At 71.8% G+C, this 16,842-nt stretch carries 18 protein-coding genes and 1 pseudogene; 9 read left to right on the top strand and 10 right to left on the bottom strand.

The features are described from left to right. Positions 1-565 (top strand): integrase core domain-containing protein (locus MJ604_RS20815; protein WP_243060627.1); only part of this gene is annotated, 565 nt, incomplete at its 5' end. Between the two features lie 61 nt (positions 566-626). Here MJ604_RS20815 and MJ604_RS20810 read toward each other — a convergent pair. Beyond that, positions 627-1,568 (bottom strand): glutathione S-transferase family protein, encoded by a 942-nt coding sequence (locus tag MJ604_RS20810; protein ID WP_243060626.1) that lies wholly within the window; start codon positions 1,566-1,568, stop codon positions 627-629. Beyond that, positions 1,565-2,692: a glycoside hydrolase family 3 protein gene (locus tag MJ604_RS20805; RefSeq protein WP_243060625.1), complete on the bottom strand. Its 1,128-nt coding sequence runs from the start codon at positions 2,690-2,692 to the stop codon at positions 1,565-1,567. Before MJ604_RS20805 ends, MJ604_RS20810 begins: the two co-directional genes overlap by 4 nt. 72 nt (positions 2,693-2,764) lie before the next feature. Here MJ604_RS20805 and MJ604_RS20800 point away from each other — a divergent pair, with 72 nt between their 5' ends. Continuing rightward, positions 2,765-3,334 (top strand): helix-turn-helix domain-containing protein, encoded by a 570-nt coding sequence (locus MJ604_RS20800; RefSeq protein WP_243060623.1) that lies wholly within the window; start codon positions 2,765-2,767, stop codon positions 3,332-3,334. Beyond that, positions 3,331-4,533 (top strand): annotated as a pseudogene (locus MJ604_RS20795) (MFS transporter); the annotation flags it as partial. The gene MJ604_RS20800 and the pseudogene MJ604_RS20795, both read left to right, overlap by 4 nt. A gap of 9 nt (positions 4,534-4,542) precedes the next feature. Here MJ604_RS20795 and hisC read toward each other — a convergent pair. Continuing rightward, the gene (gene hisC / locus MJ604_RS20790) at positions 4,543-5,610 is read right to left on the bottom strand and encodes a histidinol-phosphate transaminase (RefSeq protein ID WP_243060620.1); all 1,068 of its coding nucleotides are present in this window, start codon (positions 5,608-5,610) and stop codon (positions 4,543-4,545) included. 9 nt (positions 5,611-5,619) lie between these two features. Further along, a complete protein-coding gene (locus MJ604_RS20785; protein ID WP_243060617.1) occupies positions 5,620-6,168 on the bottom strand; it encodes a VanZ family protein in 549 nt (182 codons plus the stop codon). A 90-nt stretch (positions 6,169-6,258) separates the two neighbouring features. On the opposite strand from MJ604_RS20785, the gene MJ604_RS20780 reads away from it, so the two are divergent. The 6 genes from MJ604_RS20780 to MJ604_RS20755 are packed head-to-tail and all read left to right on the top strand — an operon-like array spanning position 6,259 to position 10,693. Continuing rightward, on the top strand, positions 6,259-6,660 hold the full coding sequence (locus tag MJ604_RS20780) for a phage holin family protein (protein WP_243060616.1): 402 nt from the start codon (positions 6,259-6,261) through the stop codon (positions 6,658-6,660). Then, positions 6,641-7,156 (top strand): low molecular weight protein-tyrosine-phosphatase, encoded by a 516-nt coding sequence (locus MJ604_RS20775; RefSeq protein WP_243060615.1) that lies wholly within the window; start codon positions 6,641-6,643, stop codon positions 7,154-7,156. The genes MJ604_RS20780 and MJ604_RS20775 overlap by 20 nt, the downstream gene beginning before the upstream one ends. Further along, a complete protein-coding gene (locus MJ604_RS20770; protein WP_243060614.1) occupies positions 7,153-8,019 on the top strand; it encodes a fructosamine kinase family protein in 867 nt (288 codons plus the stop codon). The genes MJ604_RS20775 and MJ604_RS20770 overlap by 4 nt, the downstream gene beginning before the upstream one ends. A gap of 45 nt (positions 8,020-8,064) precedes the next feature. Next, positions 8,065-8,772, top strand: a complete 708-nt coding sequence (locus tag MJ604_RS20765; protein ID WP_243060613.1) for a response regulator transcription factor — start codon at positions 8,065-8,067, stop codon at positions 8,770-8,772. Further along, positions 8,769-10,169 carry a cell wall metabolism sensor histidine kinase WalK gene (locus MJ604_RS20760; RefSeq protein WP_243060612.1) on the top strand — a complete coding sequence of 467 codons (1,401 nt, stop codon included), beginning with the start codon at positions 8,769-8,771 and terminating at the stop codon, positions 10,167-10,169. Before MJ604_RS20765 ends, MJ604_RS20760 begins: the two co-directional genes overlap by 4 nt. Beyond that, entirely contained in the window at positions 10,118-10,693 is a 576-nt protein-coding gene (locus MJ604_RS20755) for a hypothetical protein (protein WP_243060610.1), read from the top strand. Before MJ604_RS20760 ends, MJ604_RS20755 begins: the two co-directional genes overlap by 52 nt. A gap of 18 nt (positions 10,694-10,711) precedes the next feature. On the opposite strand, the gene pabB is transcribed toward MJ604_RS20755, so the two are convergent. The 6 genes from pabB to MJ604_RS20725 all read right to left on the bottom strand — a co-directional run bounded on the left by pabB (position 10,712) and on the right by MJ604_RS20725 (position 16,811). Beyond that, on the bottom strand, positions 10,712-11,968 hold the full coding sequence (gene pabB / locus MJ604_RS20750) for an aminodeoxychorismate synthase component I (protein ID WP_243060609.1): 1,257 nt from the start codon (positions 11,966-11,968) through the stop codon (positions 10,712-10,714). Next, entirely contained in the window at positions 11,965-12,531 is a 567-nt protein-coding gene (locus MJ604_RS20745; protein ID WP_243060607.1) for an aminodeoxychorismate/anthranilate synthase component II, read from the bottom strand. Before MJ604_RS20745 ends, pabB begins: the two co-directional genes overlap by 4 nt. 41 nt (positions 12,532-12,572) lie before the next feature. Next, the gene (locus tag MJ604_RS20740) at positions 12,573-12,818 is read right to left on the bottom strand and encodes a hypothetical protein (protein WP_243060605.1); all 246 of its coding nucleotides are present in this window, start codon (positions 12,816-12,818) and stop codon (positions 12,573-12,575) included. 36 nt (positions 12,819-12,854) lie between these two features. Beyond that, entirely contained in the window at positions 12,855-13,220 is a 366-nt protein-coding gene (locus MJ604_RS20735) for a hypothetical protein (protein ID WP_243060604.1), read from the bottom strand. A 143-nt stretch (positions 13,221-13,363) separates the two neighbouring features. Continuing rightward, complete coding sequence (locus MJ604_RS20730; protein WP_243060603.1) at positions 13,364-15,277, bottom strand: anthranilate synthase family protein; 1,914 nt, start codon at positions 15,275-15,277, stop codon at positions 13,364-13,366. A gap of 16 nt (positions 15,278-15,293) precedes the next feature. Continuing rightward, a complete protein-coding gene (locus MJ604_RS20725) occupies positions 15,294-16,811 on the bottom strand; it encodes a glycoside hydrolase family 5 protein (protein ID WP_243060602.1) in 1,518 nt (505 codons plus the stop codon). Between the last annotated feature and the right edge of the window lie 31 nt (positions 16,812-16,842).

Here is a 16,842-nt window from a genome sequence, read left to right as displayed (position 1 = left end):
CTACGAACGCGAGCGACCCGGCGAGCTGGCCCACATGGACGTCAAGAAGCTCGCCCGGATCCCTGCCGGCGGTGGCTGGCGTGCCCTGGGCCGCGGCGACGGGTCGATCCAGCGCGACCGGTCCACCAAGGTCGGCTTCGACTACGTCCACTCGCTGGTCGACGACCACTCCCGCTATGCCTACTCCGAGGTCCTGTCCGACGAGAAAGGCCCCACCTGCGCCGGATTCCTCGAACGCGCGATCGCCGACTTCGCTGCGGCCGGGATCACCAGGATCGAACGGCTGATGACCGACAACGCCTGGGCCTACCGCTACTCGCTACGCGAGATCTGTGCGTCCCACGGCATCCGCCAGGTCTTCATCCGACCGCACTGCCCCTGGCAGAACGGCAAAGTCGAGCGACTCAACCGGACCCTGCTCACCGAGTGGGCCTACCGCCAGGTCTTCACCACCAACGACGAACGCGCCGCTGCACTTGCGCCCTGGCTCGAGCACTACAACACTCAACGGCGCCACAGCGCACTCGGCGGACTCCCACCCATCAGCCGACTGCGACCAACCTGATGGCCGGGTACACCTAGAGCCAGTCCTAGAGCCAGTCCTGGAGCCAGTCCTGGAGCCAGTCCTAGAGAGCTTCGCGCCCGTGCGGCGTCAGCCAGCCGCTCGGGTCCGGGCCCTTCGGCACGATCTGCGTCGGGTTCACCGTGGTGTGCACGACGTAGTAGTGCGTCTTGATCTGCTCGAAGTCGATCGTCTCGCCGAAGCCCGGCGTCTGGAACAGGTCGCGCGCGTAGCCCCACAGCGCCGGCATCTCGATGAGCTTGTTCCGGTTGCACTTGAAGTGCCCGTGGTAGACCGCGTCGAAGCGAGCCAGCGTCGTGAACAGGCGTACGTCGGCCTCGGTGATCCGATCGCCCATGAGGTACCGGCGGTCCGTCAACCGCTCCTCGAGCCAGTCGAGCGCGACGAAGAGCCGGTCGTACGCCGCGTCGTACGCGTCCTGTGACGACGCGAAGCCGCAGCGGTACACGCCGTTGTTGACCTCGGTGTAGACCCGCTCCATGACCTCGTCCATCTCCTCGCGGAGGTCGTCGGGCCACAGGTCGGGGGCGTCGGGACGGTGGTGGTCGCGCCACTCGAAGAAGAAGTCGTGCGTGATCCACGGGTAGTCGTTCGTGACGACCCCGCCGGACCGGACGTCCACGACCGCCGGCACCGTGATGCCCCGCGGGTAGTCCGGGAACCGCTGGAAGTACGCCTGCTGGAGGCGCTCGTAGCCGAGGACCGGGTCGCGGCCACCCGGGTCGAGGTCGAAGGTCCAGCTCCGCTCGTCGTGCGTCGGGCCGCAGGCGCCGAGCGAGATCACGTCCTCGAGACCGAGCAGCTGGCGCACGATGATCGAGCGGTTCGCCCATGGGCACGCCCACGCGGCGACCAGGCGGTAACGGCCCGGCTCCACCGGCCAGAGGTCGCCGTCGACGGGCCCGTGCTCCGGCTTGCGGGCGTCCAGGGTGATCCGGTCCGAGATGTAGCTGACGTCCCGCTTGAACTCGCCCGAGTCGCTCATGGCGCAACCTTAGGCAGCAGACCCTGATCGTCCTTGGCCCGCAGCACCCGCAGCACCGCGTCGTCCACCGTCGCCCGGAACGCCTTGCTGCGGCGCGCCCGGTCGAGCACCGCGTCGTACATCGCAGGCAGCGGGTCGGGGTCGACGGTCAGCACGACGTCGCCGCCCGCGCGGATGAACCGCAGCGCCCGCTGGGCCGGCGTGAACGACGCGACCTGCACGGCGCGAGCCAGGTCGTCGGAGATGACGACCCCGCGGAAGCCGAGGTCGCCGCGCAGCATCGTGGTGACGACGAACGGCGAGAAGGCGGCCGGGTTCTTCGGGTCGAGGCGCGAGTAGTACGCCGTCGACATCATCACGAACGGCGCACCGGCGTCGATGCCGGCCCGGAACGGCTTCAGGTACGCGTCGCCGCGGCGGGTGACCTCGTCGGTGACGCCGGCGTTCGTGTCGGTGTTCGCCCGCACCCGGCCCAGGCCGGGGAAGTGCTTGATCGAGCTGGCGACGCCGCCGTCGCGCATCCCCTCCAGGAACGCGACGCCGTGCCGCGCGACCCGCGTGGTCGTGAAGCCGAACTCCCGGTCGTACCTGCCGATCGGCGGGTTGCGCTTCGCCGCCCGGCGGCTCGGCACCGTGTCCATGACCGGCGCGAGGTTGAGGTTCACGCCGGCCCGGCGCAGCTGCCCGGCCCACGTGCTCGCCGCGTCGCGGAGCTTCGCCGGCGCCCAGGTCCCCTGCTCGAGCGCGCTGGGGATGACGGAGAAGCCGCCGCCCTGCAGCACCCGCACCTGGCCGCCCTCCTGGTCGGTGGCCACGAACAGGCGTACGCCGGCCGTCGCGCGCGGCGACACCTCGCGCTGCATGGTCCGCGAGACGCGGGCGGGGTCCTGGACGCCGCTGTAGCTGCGCCCGGTGAGCATCACGTTGCCGACGTGGAAGCGGCCGATCTGCGCGCGCGTCGCCCGGTCGACCTCGTCGGCCGGCGTCCCGACCATGAAGAGCTGGCCGACCTTCTGCGGGAGGCTCATCGCCTCCAGCGTCGAGGCGGGCGTGGGGGGCGGCGCCGGGGCCTGGACCGCGGCACTCGCGGCCAGCACCAGGGCGGCGATCGCGGACGTGAACACGGCGCGGAGGCTACCCGAGCCAATTGCATAGATCTCTTTGCAAATGACTCTTTGCAGTTGTACGGTGCCCGGGTGGACCGCTCCTCGATCACTCCCTCGCCCCAGGACCTCAAGGCGCTCACCCACCCGATCCGGGTGCGGATGCTCGGCCTGCTGCGCATCGACGGGCCCGCGACGGCGACGACGCTCGCCGCCCGGCTCGGCCTCAACACCGGGGCGACGTCGTACCACCTGCGCCAGCTGGCGCAGCACGGCTTCGTCGTCGAGGACACCACCCGCGGCAACGCCCGCGACCGCTGGTGGATGGCAGCGCACCGCTCCACCACCACCGAGGTCGCGCCGGCTGACCCCGACGAGCGCGACACCCTCGACGCCTACCTGCAGTCGGTCGTCGTGGTCATGAGCGAGCTGCTGCAGCGCTCGGTCGAGGAGCTCCCGCTGCTCGCCGAGCCGTGGCGCGACGCGACGACGTACAGCGACTGGGTCGTGACGCTGACACCCAGCAGGGCCAAGGCGCTGGTCGAGCACCTCGCGGCGATCGTCGACGAGGAGGACGACGACGAGGCCGACGACGAGGCCGCGCCGTTCATGGTGCAGCTGTCGGCGTTCCCCTACCCCGGCAAGGTCGGAGGCGACCGATGAGCTCGCGCCGCCCGCTCTACGGCTGGCTCATCGCCGAGGCGATCTCGCTGACCGGCACCCGGGTGTCGATGGTCGCGCTGCCGTGGTTCGTGCTGACCACCACGGGGAGCGCCACGAAGACGGGACTGGTGGCGCTCGCGGAGATGCTGCCGCTGGTCCTGCTCAAGGTCCTCGGCGGCCCGGTGATCGACCGGGTCGGCGCGCGCCGGGTCGCGATCACCTGCGACCTGCTGTCGGTGCTCGCCGTCGGCGCGATCCCGCTGCTGCACGAGTCCGGGTGGCTGCCGTTCCCGGTCTTCCTCCTGCTGGTCGCGATCGCGGGCGCGCTGCGCGGCCCCGGAGACGCCGCCAAGGCCGCGCTGACTCCTGCGGTGGTCGAGGAGGCACGGGTGCCGATGGAGCGGGCCACCGGCCTGCACTCGACCATCGAGCGGACCTCCGGGCTGCTCGGCGCCGCCATGGCCGGCGGCCTGGTCGCCTGGCTCGGAGCCGCCGACGCGCTCGTCGTCGACGCCCTCAGCTTCGGCCTGTCGGCTGCCGTCCTCGCCTGGGCGACCCGCGCCATGCCGCGGGTGCAGACCGAGGACGCCGACGACACGACGCCGTACGTCGCCCGGCTGCGCGAGGGCTGGCAGTTCCTGCGCGCCGACCGGGTCCTGCTCGGGATCGCCGTGATGGTCTCGCTGACGAACCTCTTCGACATCGCGTACGCCGCCGTGCTCGTGCCCGTCTGGGCCGAGGAGACCACCGGCAGCGCCGCGACGGTCGGCCTGGTGTTCGCGACCTTCGGCGGCGCGGCCGCGCTCGGAGCGATCTGCGCCTCGGCCTGGGCCGCGCGGCTGCCGCGCTACCGGACCTACCTGATCGCCTTCCTCGTCTGCGGCGCGCCGCGCTACGTGGTCTTCGCCCTCGACACTCCCCTCTGGGCGGTGCTCGCCGTGTGCGTCGCCGGCGGCTTCGCCGCGGGCTTCATCAACCCGATCCTGGGCGCCGTGATCTTCGAGCGGATCCCCGCTCCGCTGATGGGCCGGGTCACCTCGCTCACCACGGCGATGTGCTTCGCCCTGATGCCGTTCGGCGGGATCCTCGGCGGCCTGCTGATCGCCGGGTTCGGGCTGTCGTCCGCCCTGCTCATCACCGGTGCGGCGTACCTCGCGGTCACGATGCTGCCCGCCCTCGACCCGCGCTGGCGCGAGATCGACCGGTCGTCAGCGGAAGGCGGCGGCGACCTCGATGAGCCGGTCGTTGGCCTCGACCTCGCCGATGGAGACGCGAGCGCCCTCGCCGGCGAAGGGGCGTACGACGATCCCGGCCTCGTCGGCCGCGGCCGCGAAGTCGGCGGTCCGGTCACCTAGCTCGAACCACACGAAGTTGCCCTGCGCCTCGGGAACGTCCCAGCCCGCCTCACGCAGCGCGTCGACGACGCGGGTCCGCTCGGCGACCAGGGCCTCGACCCGCTCGAGCAGCTCCTCCTGGCGGGCCAGCGACTCGACCGCCGCGAGCTGCGCCACCGTGGAGACGCCGAACGGCAGCGAGACCGCGCGCAGGGCGGCCGCGATCGGCTCGGGCGCGACGGCGTACCCGACCCGGAACCCGGCCAGCCCGTAGGCCTTGGAGAACGTGCGGGTGACCACGACGTTCTCGTGGCGGCGGTACGTCGCCAGCCCGTCGACCGGGTCGTCCATCCGGACGAACTCGACGTACGCCTCGTCGACGACCACCAGCACGTGGGACGGCACCTGCGCCAGGAACGCATCGAGCTCGCCCTGGGTGACCGCCGGGCCGGTGGGGTTGTTGGGCGTGCAGACCAGCACGATCTTGGTGCGGTCGGTGATCGCGGCGGCCATCGCGTCGAGGTCGTGGCGGCCGTCGGCCAGGACCGGCACGCGCACGGACGTGGCGCCGGCGGCGGTGACCGCGATCGGGTACGCCTCGAAGGAGCGCCACGCGAACACGACCTCGTCGCCGGGATCGCAGAACGCCTGCACCAGCTGGTAGATCAGCCCGACCGAGCCGGTCGCGACCGACAGGTGCTCGGCCGGCACGCCGAACTTCTCCGCGAGCGCGTCGTACAGCATCGTCGCGCCCATGTCGGGGTAGCGGTTCATCGCCACCACCCCGGCCTGCACGGCCGAGATGACGCCGGGCAGCGGCGGGTAGGGGTTCTCGTTGGAGGAGAGCTTGTACGACGTCATCCCGGGTCGGACCGTCGGCGGCTTCCCGGCGACGTACGGCGGGATCTCCGCCACGTTCGCTCGAGGTTGAGGGGTGGTCATGCTGGCACCCTAACGACGCCTCCAGGGCTGGAGGGCCAGGGCGAGCACGACGCCGATGCCCACGCCGATCGCGGCGCCGGTGGCGTTGTCGATGACGTCGGTGACGTCGCAGGCCCGGTCGATGCGGGCGAGCGCGAGCTGGGTGGCCTCGATGCCGATCGAGAGGCCGACCAGGGCGGCGAAGCCCAGCGGCACCAGCACCCACGCGGCTCGCCAGCGGGCGACGGCGAGCACGAGCAGCGCGCCGGCCGGGACGAACACCAGCGTGTTCAGCATCCGCTGGCCGCCCGCGAAGATCCAGAAGCCCTCGGGCGCGGGGCCGCCGATGTCCCACGAGCAGGTGGTCAGCCGGCCCTCGGCGGCGACGACGCCGGGAGCGCCGTTCGCCGGGATCAGCGTGATCGTGGCGAGCACTGCCACGCACCAGACGAAGCCGGCGATCGAGCCGGCCGTGAGCCAGCCGAGCCGCGGCTTCAGGCCCCAGGCCAGCAGCGCGCACACCAGTCCCGAGACCGCGACGAGGAACAGCATCACCCCCACGCCGCCTACCGGAAACACGCGGACGAGGCTACCCAGCGGGGCTGAGACCGACCTGAGCCCTCGTGGTCACCACCGATGATCGCCAGCGGCAACCACTAGGCTGCCCGCGTGGGTCTCCTCAAGTTCATCGCGTGGCTCGCCACGAACGTCATCGCGCTGGCCGCGGCCTGCGTCATCTTCGACGGCATCGGGTTCGAGGGCTCGTCCGGCTGGGACGAGGTCACCGACAACTTCTGGTCGCTGCTCTTCGTCGCGCTGATCATGGGCATCGTCAACTCGTTCGTCGCCCCGATCATCAAGCTGCTGTCGCTGCCGTTCATCATCATCACGCTGGGGCTGTTCCTGCTCCTGATCAACGCGCTGATGCTCTTCTTCACCGAGTGGCTGGTGGGGCTCTTCGACATCGACTTCTACGTCGACGGGTTCTGGAACGCGGTCGGTGGCGCGATCGTGATCACCATCGTCACGTGGATCGTCGGCTTCTTCATCGGTGACACCGAAGACGCCTGACCTTCCCGCCTCGCGGCGACCCGGCGAGTACCGGGTCGCCGTCGTCTGCCTCGGCAACATCTGCCGCTCCCCGATGGCCGACGTCGTGCTGCAGGAGCGGATCGCCGACGCCGGGCTCGACGACCGCGTCTCGGTGAGCAGCTCCGGCACCGGCGGCTGGCACGTCGGCGACCCGATGGACCGCCGCGCGGCGGCCACGCTCACCGCCGCCGGGTACGACGCCACGCGGCACCGGGCCCAGCAGTGGGCGGGCAACGACGACGCCGACCTGGTGCTCGCGATGGACGCCCAGAACCTCGCCGACATCGGGGGCGCGAGCGACCGGGTGATGGCGTTCCGGGCGTTCGACTCGGAAGATCCTGGCGGCGACGTACCAGACCCGTACTACGGTGGGGACTCCGGATTCGAGGAGGTGCTCGCGATGGTCGAGCGAACCGCGCGGTCCCTGGTCGCCGCGCTGGAGAGCCAGCGGCCCTGGGGTGAGCACACCTCGTGACCCGGCAGCCGCTGGTCGCCCGTCGCGCCGAGGAGCTCCTCGGCTCGTCGGTGGTGGCCACGGCTCCGGTCGCCGGTGGTGACATCGCGACCGCCACCCGGCTGCGGCTCAGCGACGGCACCACCGCGCTGATGAAGACGCTGCCGCACGCGCCGGACGACTTCTTCGCCGACGAGGCGGCCGGGCTGCGCTGGCTGGCCGAGGCGACGCCCGGCGGCGGGGCGCACCTGCCCGAGGTGCTCGGCGTCGACGGCGAGTGCCTGATCGTGCGCTGGGTCGAGCCCGGCAAGAGCAACGTCGACTCGGCGGCCGCCCTCGGCCGCGAGCTCGCCACGCTGCACGCGGCCGGGGCGCCGTCGTACGGACTGGAACGCGACGGCTTCATCGGCCGGCTGCCGCTGCCGAACCGGCCGGCCGGCACGTGGGCCGAGTTCTACGCCGTACGCCGGGTGCTGCCGTACCTCAAGCTCGCCCGCGACCGCGGCGCGGTGACGCCCGAGGAGGCCGCGGCCGTCGAGGCGCTGGTCCCCCGGCTGCCCGGGCTGGTCCCCGAGGAGCCTCCCGCCCGGCTGCACGGCGACCTCTGGAACGGCAACGTCATCTGGGGACTCGACGGCCACGCATGGCTGATCGACCCGGCGGCGTACGGCGGCCACCGCGAGGTCGACCTGGCGATGCTGGCGCTGTTCGGGCTGCCGCACCTGCCGCGCGTGCTCGACGCCTACCTCGAGGTGGCGCCGCTCGCCGACGGCTGGGAGGACCGCGCCGCGCTGCACCAGATCTTCCCGCTGCTCGTGCACGCCTGCCACTTCGGCGGCGGCTACGGCGCGCGGGCCGCCGAGCTCGCCCGCCGGTACACATGAGCGGACTCTCAGCGCTGGCTCAGGCTCCGCTGGCAGAGTGACCCCGTGACCACCGCCAGTTCGGGCCCGAAGCCCCGCGTGCTCGTCGTGGACGACGACAAGGCCGTGCGCGAGTCGCTGCGCCGGTCCCTCGAGTTCAACGGGTACGACGTCGCGCTCGCCGGCGACGGAGCCGAGGCGCTCGCGGTGATCGCCGCCTCCGCGCCGGACGTCGTGATCATGGACGTGATGATGCCGCGGCTGAACGGCATCGAGGCCACGCGGGCGCTGCGCAGCGCGGGCAACGACGTACCGATCCTGGTGCTCACCGCCCGCGACGCCGTCGGTGACCGGGTCGAGGGTCTGGACGCCGGCGCCGACGACTACCTCACCAAGCCCTTCGCGCTGCAGGAGCTGCTCGCGCGGCTCCGCGCGCTGCTGCGCCGCCTCCCCCGCGACGACGAGGCGACCGACGAGACGCTGCAGTTCTCCGACCTCACGATGGACCTCGCCACCCGCGAGGTCCGCCGCGGCGACCGGCTGATCGAGCTGACCCGCACCGAGTTCGCCCTGCTGGAGATGTTCATGCGCCGGCCGCGCCGCGTGCTCGAGCGCACCTTCATCCTCGAGGAGGTCTGGGGCTACGACTTCCCGACGACCGCCAACTCGCTCGAGGTGTACGTCGGCTACCTGCGCCGCAAGACCGAGGCCGAGGACGAGGCCCGCCTGATCCACACCGTGCGCGGCGTCGGCTACGTCATGAAGGAATCGTGAGCGCGCTCGACCCCCAGGAGCCCCACGGTCGTTGGCACTACCGGCGCTCGCTGGCGAGCCGGGTCACCATGCTCACGACCATCGCGGTCGGCGTCACCGTGGCGTTCGTGGCGTGCGGTGTCTACGTCACCGTGCGGATGCAGCTCCAGGCGGCCGTGGACAACCAGCTGATCGAGCGGGCGCAGTCGGCGCCGACCGCGCTCTGCGACACCACGGTGCCGTCGGAGTACCTCGGCGCCGCGGACAGCTGGATCGTCTGCTTCACCGACGCCATCGCGGTGACCGACCGCGTCCCGGAGTTCGACATGAGCGGCGGGCCGGAGCTGGAGGTCATCAACGGTGACGCCCGCAAGTCCGTGCGCACCATCGAGAGCACGGACGGCAAGTCCGAGTGGCGGGTCGTCGCGGTGAACCGCGGCGGCGGCCAGACGATGCTGATCGCCCAGTCGCTCGACACGCAGGAGTCGGTGCTCCGCCGGCTCGGGATCGTGATGTTCCTGTTCGGCACCGCCGGGGTGATCGCGGCCGGGATGGCCGGCTGGGCCGTCGCCCAGGGCGGTCTGCGGCCGGTGCGCCGGCTGACCGCCGCGGTCGAGGAGATCGCGCGGACCGAGGACCTGCGGCCGCTCCCGATCGAGGGTGACGACGAGATCGCCCGGCTGGCGGCCGCCTTCAACCAGATGCTCGTCGCGCTCGAGGCCTCGCGCGAGCGCCAGCGCCAGCTGGTCGCCGACGCCAGCCACGAGCTGCGCACCCCGCTCACCTCGCTGCGCACCAACCTCGACCTGCTCAGCCAGGTCGACAGCGACGAGGGCGCGCTGCCGCCGGGCGCGCGCGAGGAGCTCCTCGGTGACGTACGCGCCCAGATCGAGGAGATGACGAACCTCATCGGCGACCTCGTCGAGCTCGCGCGCGACGAGGCTCTCAACCAGACCGTCGAGCCCGTCGACCTCGCCGACGTGGTCGACCGGGCGGCCGCGCGGGTACGCCGGCGCGCGCAGGACGTGACCATCGACGTGCAGAGCGACCCGTGGTTCGTGATCGGCGAGAGCTCGACGGTGGAGCGGGCGGTGACCAACCTGCTCGACAACGCGGCCAAGTGGAGTCCGGCCGGCGGCACCGTCACCGTGCGGCTCGCCGACGGCACGCTCACCGTCGAGGACGAGGGTCCCGGGATCGCTGAAGAGGACCTGCCGCACATCTTCGACCGCTTCTACCGCTCGCAGGAGTCCCGGGCGATGCCCGGCTCCGGGCTGGGCCTGGCGATCGTGCGCCAGGTCGCCGAGCGGCACTCCGGCACGGTCGAGGCCGGCACCTCGGCGTCCGGTGGTGCACGCCTCGAGCTGTGGCTGCCGGGCTCGTCGAGCCCGGTCCCGCCGCCGGTGCCGGCCTCGTGAGGGCGGCTGCCGTCGCCGTCGTCCTGCTCGCGTCGATGGCGGTCGCCGGGTGCTCGTCGGCGGGCTCCTCCGGCGAGGAGCCGACCGACGACGAGCTCAACGCCGTGGCCTGGACGCCCTGCGACGACCTCACCGCGGAGCGGGTCTCGGAGGTCGTGGGTGAACCCGTCGTCGAGCAGACCGGCACCACGGCCGCCCCCCGGTGCAGCTTCACCCCCGAGTCCGAGGGCGGCGCGGCGTACGACGTGAACTACCTGTTGTTCACCGGCGGGCTGGACGCGGCCCTCGACGCGATGGGCGCGGCCGGGACGCAGCTGCGCCCCGTCACGGTGCCGGGGGCGAACGCCGCCCGGATCGCGGTGCGCGCGAAGGACTCCGGACTGCTCGTGACCGGCTTCGTCGAGACCGACGGGCTGGTGCAGAGCGTGAACGTCGCGCAGCTCGCGCCGTACGACAAGGCCGCGGTGGTCGCCTCGACGACCGCCCTGCTCGCCGAGCTGGTCACGAACGCTCCCGCGCCCTAGCCCCGAGCTGGCCGATCGTCACGCTTCCTCCAGTGCCTCGAGCAGCCGCTCGGCCTTCCAGCGCGACTCGGCGTACTCATCCTGCACCTCGGACCGCACCGTGATGCCGCCGCCGGTGCCGAGCAGGTAGCGGCCGTCGCCGGCGGTGGTGAGGCTGCGGATCACGACGCCGAGGTCCGCGCGGCCGTCGGCGCAGATCCAGCCGAACGCCCCGGCGTACGGGCCCCGCGGCGATTCCTCGACCTCGTCGATCACCTGCATCGTGCGCAGCTTGGGGGCGCCGGTCATCGAGCCGGCGGGGAAGAGCGCGCGGAGCGCCTGCATCGTGGTGACGTCCGGGCGGAGGTGGCCGCGGACCGTGCTGACGAGCTGGTGCACGGACTCGTAGGACTCGACGTCCATCAGGTGCGGGACCTCGACGGTGCCGGGCTCGCACACCATCGACAGGTCGTTGCGGAGCAGGTCGACGATCATCAGGTTCTCCGCGCGGAACTTGGGGTCCTCCGCCAGGAGCGTCCGCTGGGCCTCGTCGTCCTCGGGCGTGCTGCCTCGGGGCGTCGTGCCCTTGATCGGCTTGGTCTCCAGGGTGCGGTCCGCGGTGACGAGGGCGAAGCGCTCCGGGCTGCTGCTCAGCAGCCACGCGTCGTGGTGCTGGAGGAACCCGGCGTACGGCGCCGGGTTGATCTCGCGGAGCCGGAGGTAGGCGTCCAGCGGCGCCAGGTCGCTGGTCGCCTCGGTGCGGTAGGTCAGGTTGACCTCGTAGGAGTTGCCCGCGTGCAGGTGCTCCTGGACCCGGGCGAACCCCTGGGCGTAGTCCGCGGGGGCGGTTTCCCCGGTGGGCCGGGGAAACCTGACCTTCTGGGGCGAAGCCTCACCCGAGAAGGTCAGGCTTCGCCCGAGAGGTTCGTGTTCGAAGAACCGGATCTCGCGCGGCCGCATCCACACCGCGTCGGGGACGCCGGGCCCGGTCGAGGCCGGCAGGTCGGGCCGGCAGGCGTAGCCGAAGTACCCGACCCAGTGGTCGTCCGGGCTCCCGGACCCGAGCTCCGCCTCCAGCGCGGCGAACACGTCGTCGCCGACCACGGTCGAGGTGTCGCCGACGTGCCGGGTCACCGTGCGGGTCGCCGCGTCGTACGTGATCGACACGTCGTCGGGTTCCAGCCAGCCGACCATCGAGCGGCGGCCCGACCACTCGCGGGCGCCGCCGCCGTCGAGCCAGAAGCTGCGGGGGTACGTCGCCGCCACGTCGCGGAAGAACAGGACGGGGTCGGTCATCGCACGCCCAGGAAGTTCGCGACCAGGGCCGCGCCCTGCTCCGACAGGATCGACTCGGGGTGGAACTGCACGCCCTCGAGCGGCAGGGTCCGGTGCCGCACGCCCATCACCACACCGTCGACGGTCGCGGAGATCTCGAGGCAGTCGGGCACGTCGAGCGCCGCGAGCGAGTGGTACCGCACCGCCTTCAGCGGCCGGTCGAGACCCGCGAACACCCCCCGCCCGTCGTGCTCGACCAGCGCGACCTCGCCGTGCGCCGGCTCGACCCGCCCCACGGTGCCGCCGTACGTCGTCACGATCCCCTGCATGCCGAGGCACACCCCCAGCACCGGCCGCGTCGCCCGGCGCAGCACCTCACCCCCGACGGCGAAGTCCGCCGGGTCGGCCGGGTGCCCGGGCCCGGGCGACAGCACGACGTGCGAGTGGGACAGCACCGTGTCGGCATCGACCTCGTCGTGCTGGACTACGACGGGCAGCGTCCCGGTCACCGACGCCAGCAGGTGCACGAGGTTCCACGTGTAGGAGTCGTGGTGATCGACCACAACGACGTCCGGCACTGCCACGGGGCCAACCTAGTGGTTGACCGCCCTGCAGGGAGGCGCCGTCAGCCTCCCTGGCCGAGCGCCTGGATCTCGCCGCGCTCGACGAGCTCGGTCAGCGCCTCGGCGCAGCCGGAGTGCCAGTGGCCGTGGCTGTCCTGGAACGAGACGACGGCCTCGGTGCTGCAGGACTCGACGGTGCGGCCGTCCCAGCCGTGCCAGGAGCAGCGGCCGGTCGCGGCGACCGATCCGGGCTCGTGGTGAGCCACGTCGAACGGATAGGACAGGTTCGTGGCGCGGGTCCCCAACATGCCCCCACCTGTACCCGTCCCGGGTACGCCACAGCCTCACCCGATCGGGCGGAATCCCGAGCACATCACGCGCAGGTAGGTGATCCGGTCGCCGTCGGCGCGGTAGTACGCCTGCTGCGCGACCGCGTGCGGGCCGTCGGGCGTGGTGATGCGGAGCCGGTAGGCGACGTGGTGGGTGTCGGCGATCGGGTCACCGTCGACGACCTCCACCAGCTCGTCGATGTGGTCGTCGGTGCCGAACCAGGTGCCGAGCACGGTGACGAGCTCGTCCGGCGAGGAGCCCTCCCACAGGCGTCGTGGCGTCAGACCCTTGAAGTCGACGTCGTCGGACACCAGGGCGCGCACCCCGGCGGCGTCCTTCGTGGCGACCGCGGTGGCGAACCGCGAACCCAGGCTGGTCATGAGGACAGCATGCTCCTGTCCGGAAGATCTCGAGACGCGCGTCACGGCTCGGAAATAGCGGAGGGCCCGATGAAGCTGGGGGGCAGTCTTCACCGGGCCCATGAAGCGGGTTCCCGCTGGTACAACGGGAGCAGCCTAGCGGCTCACACCTCGGATGTACCTCCTTCGAGGAGAAGCTCCACCACGATTTCGTGGAGCAGGTCGTAACCGTGCTCGGTGAGGATGGATTCAGCGTGGAACTGGATCCCGCGGAAGTGCTTTCCGCGCAGCGCGTGGATGTCACCGGTCTGGACATCCGCCTCGATCTCGACCCCGGCCGGCGCCTCGGAGGCCCGTCCGACGAACGTGTTGTAGAACCCGACGCGCTCGGTCCGGCCGTCGATCGAGACCGGCGACTGGGTCCCCTGGAACACGATGTCCTTGTAGGTCAGGTCGATCCCGAGGTGGTGGCACAGCGCCTGGTGGCCGAGGCACACCGCGAGGAACGGCCGCTCGGCGGCCATCAGCTCAGCGACCGCGGCCCGCAGGTTGGCCATCTTGGGGTCGTCGCCGTCGCGCGGGTCACCGGGGCCGGGGCCGACGATCACGAGGTCGAAGCCGTCGAGGACGCCGGGCGCGTAGTCCTCGTGACGTACGACGGTCGAGGTCATGCCGAGCACGCCGAGGACGTGGCGCAGCATGTTCACGAAGTCGTCCGCGCCGTCGAGGATCACCACGCTCTTGCCGGCCAGCCGACGGTCCGGCGGCGAGCCGCCCTGGTCGGTCAGCCAGAACCGCGACAGCCGTCGGTTGCGGGCGTTCAGCGCGAGCAGGACGTCCTCGTCGTTGACCAGCTCGACCAGGTTGATGCTCGGCTTCGGCGCGGCCGGCACCAGGCCGAACGCGCTGAGGATGCCGCCGGCCTTGGCGTGCGTCTCGGCGACCTCGTACGCCGGGTCCGAGTCACGCACGAGCGTCGCACCGGCCGTGACCTTGAGGCGACCGGACAGGTCGACGTCGGCCGAGCGGATCACGATCGGGCTGTCCACGACCGGGCCGCCCTGCTCGTCGCGGCCGAGGATCGCCAGCGCGGCGCCGTAGTAGCCGCGGCCCTCCGTCTCGTACTGCTTGATCAGCCGGCAGGCGTTCTCGACCGGCGACCCGGTCACGGTGGCGGCATACATCGTGTCGCGCAGCACCTCGCGCGGGTCGCGTGAGGTCCGACCGGCGAGGAGGTACTCCGTGTGCACGAGGTGCGTCATCGGCTTGAGGAACGGGCCGAGCACCTGGCCGCCCTCGTTGCAGATGTCGCACATCATCTTGAGCTCTTCGTCGACGACCATGAAGAGCTCGTAGATCTCCTTCTCGTCGTGCAGGAAGTCCAGCAGCGGCCGGCGTACGTCGCCCTCGCGCGGGATCCGGAACGTGCCGCTGATCGGGTTCATCCGGACGTCGCCGCCGTGGATCGACACGTGCCGCTCGGGGCTCGCGCCGATCAGGTAGCGGTCGCCGGTGAAGAAGACGTAGGTCCAGTACGCACCGCGCTCGCGCTCGAGCAGCCGCTTCAGCACGGTGAGCGCGGTCGCCGCGCTCCAGTTCTCGACCTGCGCTCGGTAGTGCCGGCCGATCACGAGGTTCGCGCCCTCGCCCTGGCCGATCTCGTCGGTGATGATCGACTCGACGAGCTTGGCGTACTCCTCGTCATCGGTCTCGAAGCCGCCGCGGTCGGCGAACTCGACGCCGGTGTCGTCGATCGCGTCGACGACCTCGGCGACGGTGTACTCCAGCTCGGTCTCGACGTCGACGACGACCAGCGGCGCCCCGTCGTCGTGCGCCTCGAACCCGCGCTCACGGACCTGCCGGAACGGGATCGCGAGCAACCGGTCGGCGATGTGGCCGGCCTCGGGCACGCCCTCCTCGAGGGGGACGTCGAGCAGCGACTCGACGACGCGGCGGCGGCCGCCGACGACACCGACGGTGTCGCGGTCACCTGCCCGCGTCGAGCGCCGGATGATCGCCCACGCCTCGTGTCCCTGGATGGCCTCGATGGCTTCCCGGGCAGAGGGTGTCGTCGTCATGGGACGACTCTAGGGGTCAGCCGATCCGCAGGCTGAAGCTGTCCGAGACGCAACCCTTCAGCACGACGTTGCCGTACCGCTTGGTGGCCTTGACCTTCGAGATGCCCCGGGTCCGGACCTTGAGCTCGGCGAACCGCTTCGGCACGAAGACCCGCAGGGCGCAGCGCTCCGCGCCACCGGTCCGGACGCCCGCGAGCTCGAACTTCCCGGTCCGGCCGTCGGAGGTCAGCTTGACGATCGTGCCGGGCACGGCGCGCGGCGCCGGGCGGCTGAGCACGTCGCCGAAGGCCGGGTCGATCCCGAGCTCGGTCTGGTCAGGGCACGAGTAGCGCACCAGGCTGCCCGAGACCGGGGAGGTCTCGCCGTCGGGGGCGTGCGCGACGTGCGGGTCGCCGCAGGCCTGCTTCCAGTCCCACCAGGCGCCGCCCCACGCGGCCGCGTCCTCGGCGGCGGCGTACCGCTCGATCTTGTCGGAGGCGTCGACCGGCTCCTCCGGCCAGAAGCCCCACTCGCCGCCCCAGACGGTGACGCCGTGCTTCTGGGCGACCGTGCGCGCGGCGGCGAAGCCCTCGGGGATCGAGTCGTCCGAGAGCGACTCGGAGTAGATGTGCGGGGCGAACACGAGGTTCTTGTCCTTGGTGAAGCTCGGCGCCGGCACCCCACGGCTGAGACCGGCCGACCACAGCACGCTCGGCTCCCAGAACACGATGTGCGAGAAGCCGCCCGCCTTCTTCTCCGCGGCGCGGATCGCCTTGATCGCGCGGCCGTAGAAGGCGCCGAGGTCCGTGGTGATGTTGGTGGTGCTGTCGAGCCCGAAGCCCGGCTCGTTGAGCAGGTCGAAGCCCGCGACCGTGCTGCTCCTCGCGAAGTCGGCGGCCAGCCGGCCCCACGTCCTCACGAGGTGGGTCTGCACGCCGACGCCGTCCTCCGCAGGGGTGTCGTCGTAGAAGTGCTGCCAGGCGTGGATGACCGCCGGCGCCTGCTCGCGCTCGCCCGGGGTGCAGGTCGACTCGCCGTCGGTGATCGTCGCCCACGCGGGGGCGCCGTCCCAGCCGTTGTTCGGGTTCGTTCCCTGCGGGCAGGTGACGCCGTCCGGGGTGTCGACCGCGATGCCGTACGCGTCCTGGTGCATGTCGAGGACGACGTACAGCCGGTACGCCGCCGCCCACTTCACGGCCTGCTTGATGCGCGCGACGTACGCCTCGTCGTACGCGCCCGGGGTCGGCTCGAGCGCGGACCAGCTCACGATCAGCCGCACGCTGTTGAAGCCGAGCCGCGCGATGTCGCGGAAGTCGTCCTCGGTGAGCGGGACCGTCGGCGGCAGGTCGGGGTTGGCCTGGAAGTACTCGCCGACCTGGTTCACGTTCACCGCGCGCAGCAGCACCTGGGCGCCGGACGTGTCCCGGACCGCGGCGGTGGAGCCGTGCGTCGCGTGCAGCCGCGGCAGCGGGCCCGGACGGTCGGCGGCGTGAGCAGCGGGAACGGTCACGAGGGACGCCACGAGGGCAGCGGCGACGGCGAGCGTGCGGATCATCACAGCAGGGTAGATCCGGGGATCTGTTTCC

The organism is Nocardioides sp. SR21 (assembly GCF_022761125.1).
Taxonomy (GTDB): Bacteria; Actinomycetota; Actinomycetes; order Propionibacteriales; family Nocardioidaceae; genus Nocardioides.
The sequence above is the reverse complement of the archived record's forward strand: the minus strand, read 5'-3'. Positions and strand labels throughout refer to the sequence as shown.

Bases quoted from the DNA above. Each gene is read 5' to 3' on its own strand.
- MJ604_RS20810 (WP_243060626.1), bottom strand. From the start codon at position 1,568: ATGAGCGACTCGGGCGAGTTCAAGCGGGACGTCAGCTACATCTCGGAC.
- pabB (WP_243060609.1), bottom strand. From the start codon at position 11,968: ATGACCGACCCCGTCCTGTTCTTCCGCGACGTGGCGGCGACGTACCCC.
- MJ604_RS20735 (WP_243060604.1), bottom strand. From the start codon at position 13,220: ATGACCAGCCTGGGTTCGCGGTTCGCCACCGCGGTCGCCACGAAGGAC.
- MJ604_RS20730 (WP_243060603.1), bottom strand. From the start codon at position 15,277: ATGACGACGACACCCTCTGCCCGGGAAGCCATCGAGGCCATCCAGGGA.
- MJ604_RS20740 (WP_243060605.1), bottom strand. From the start codon at position 12,818: ATGTTGGGGACCCGCGCCACGAACCTGTCCTATCCGTTCGACGTGGCT.
- hisC (WP_243060620.1), bottom strand. From the start codon at position 5,610: ATGACCACCCCTCAACCTCGAGCGAACGTGGCGGAGATCCCGCCGTAC.
- MJ604_RS20725 (WP_243060602.1), bottom strand. From the start codon at position 16,811: ATGATCCGCACGCTCGCCGTCGCCGCTGCCCTCGTGGCGTCCCTCGTG.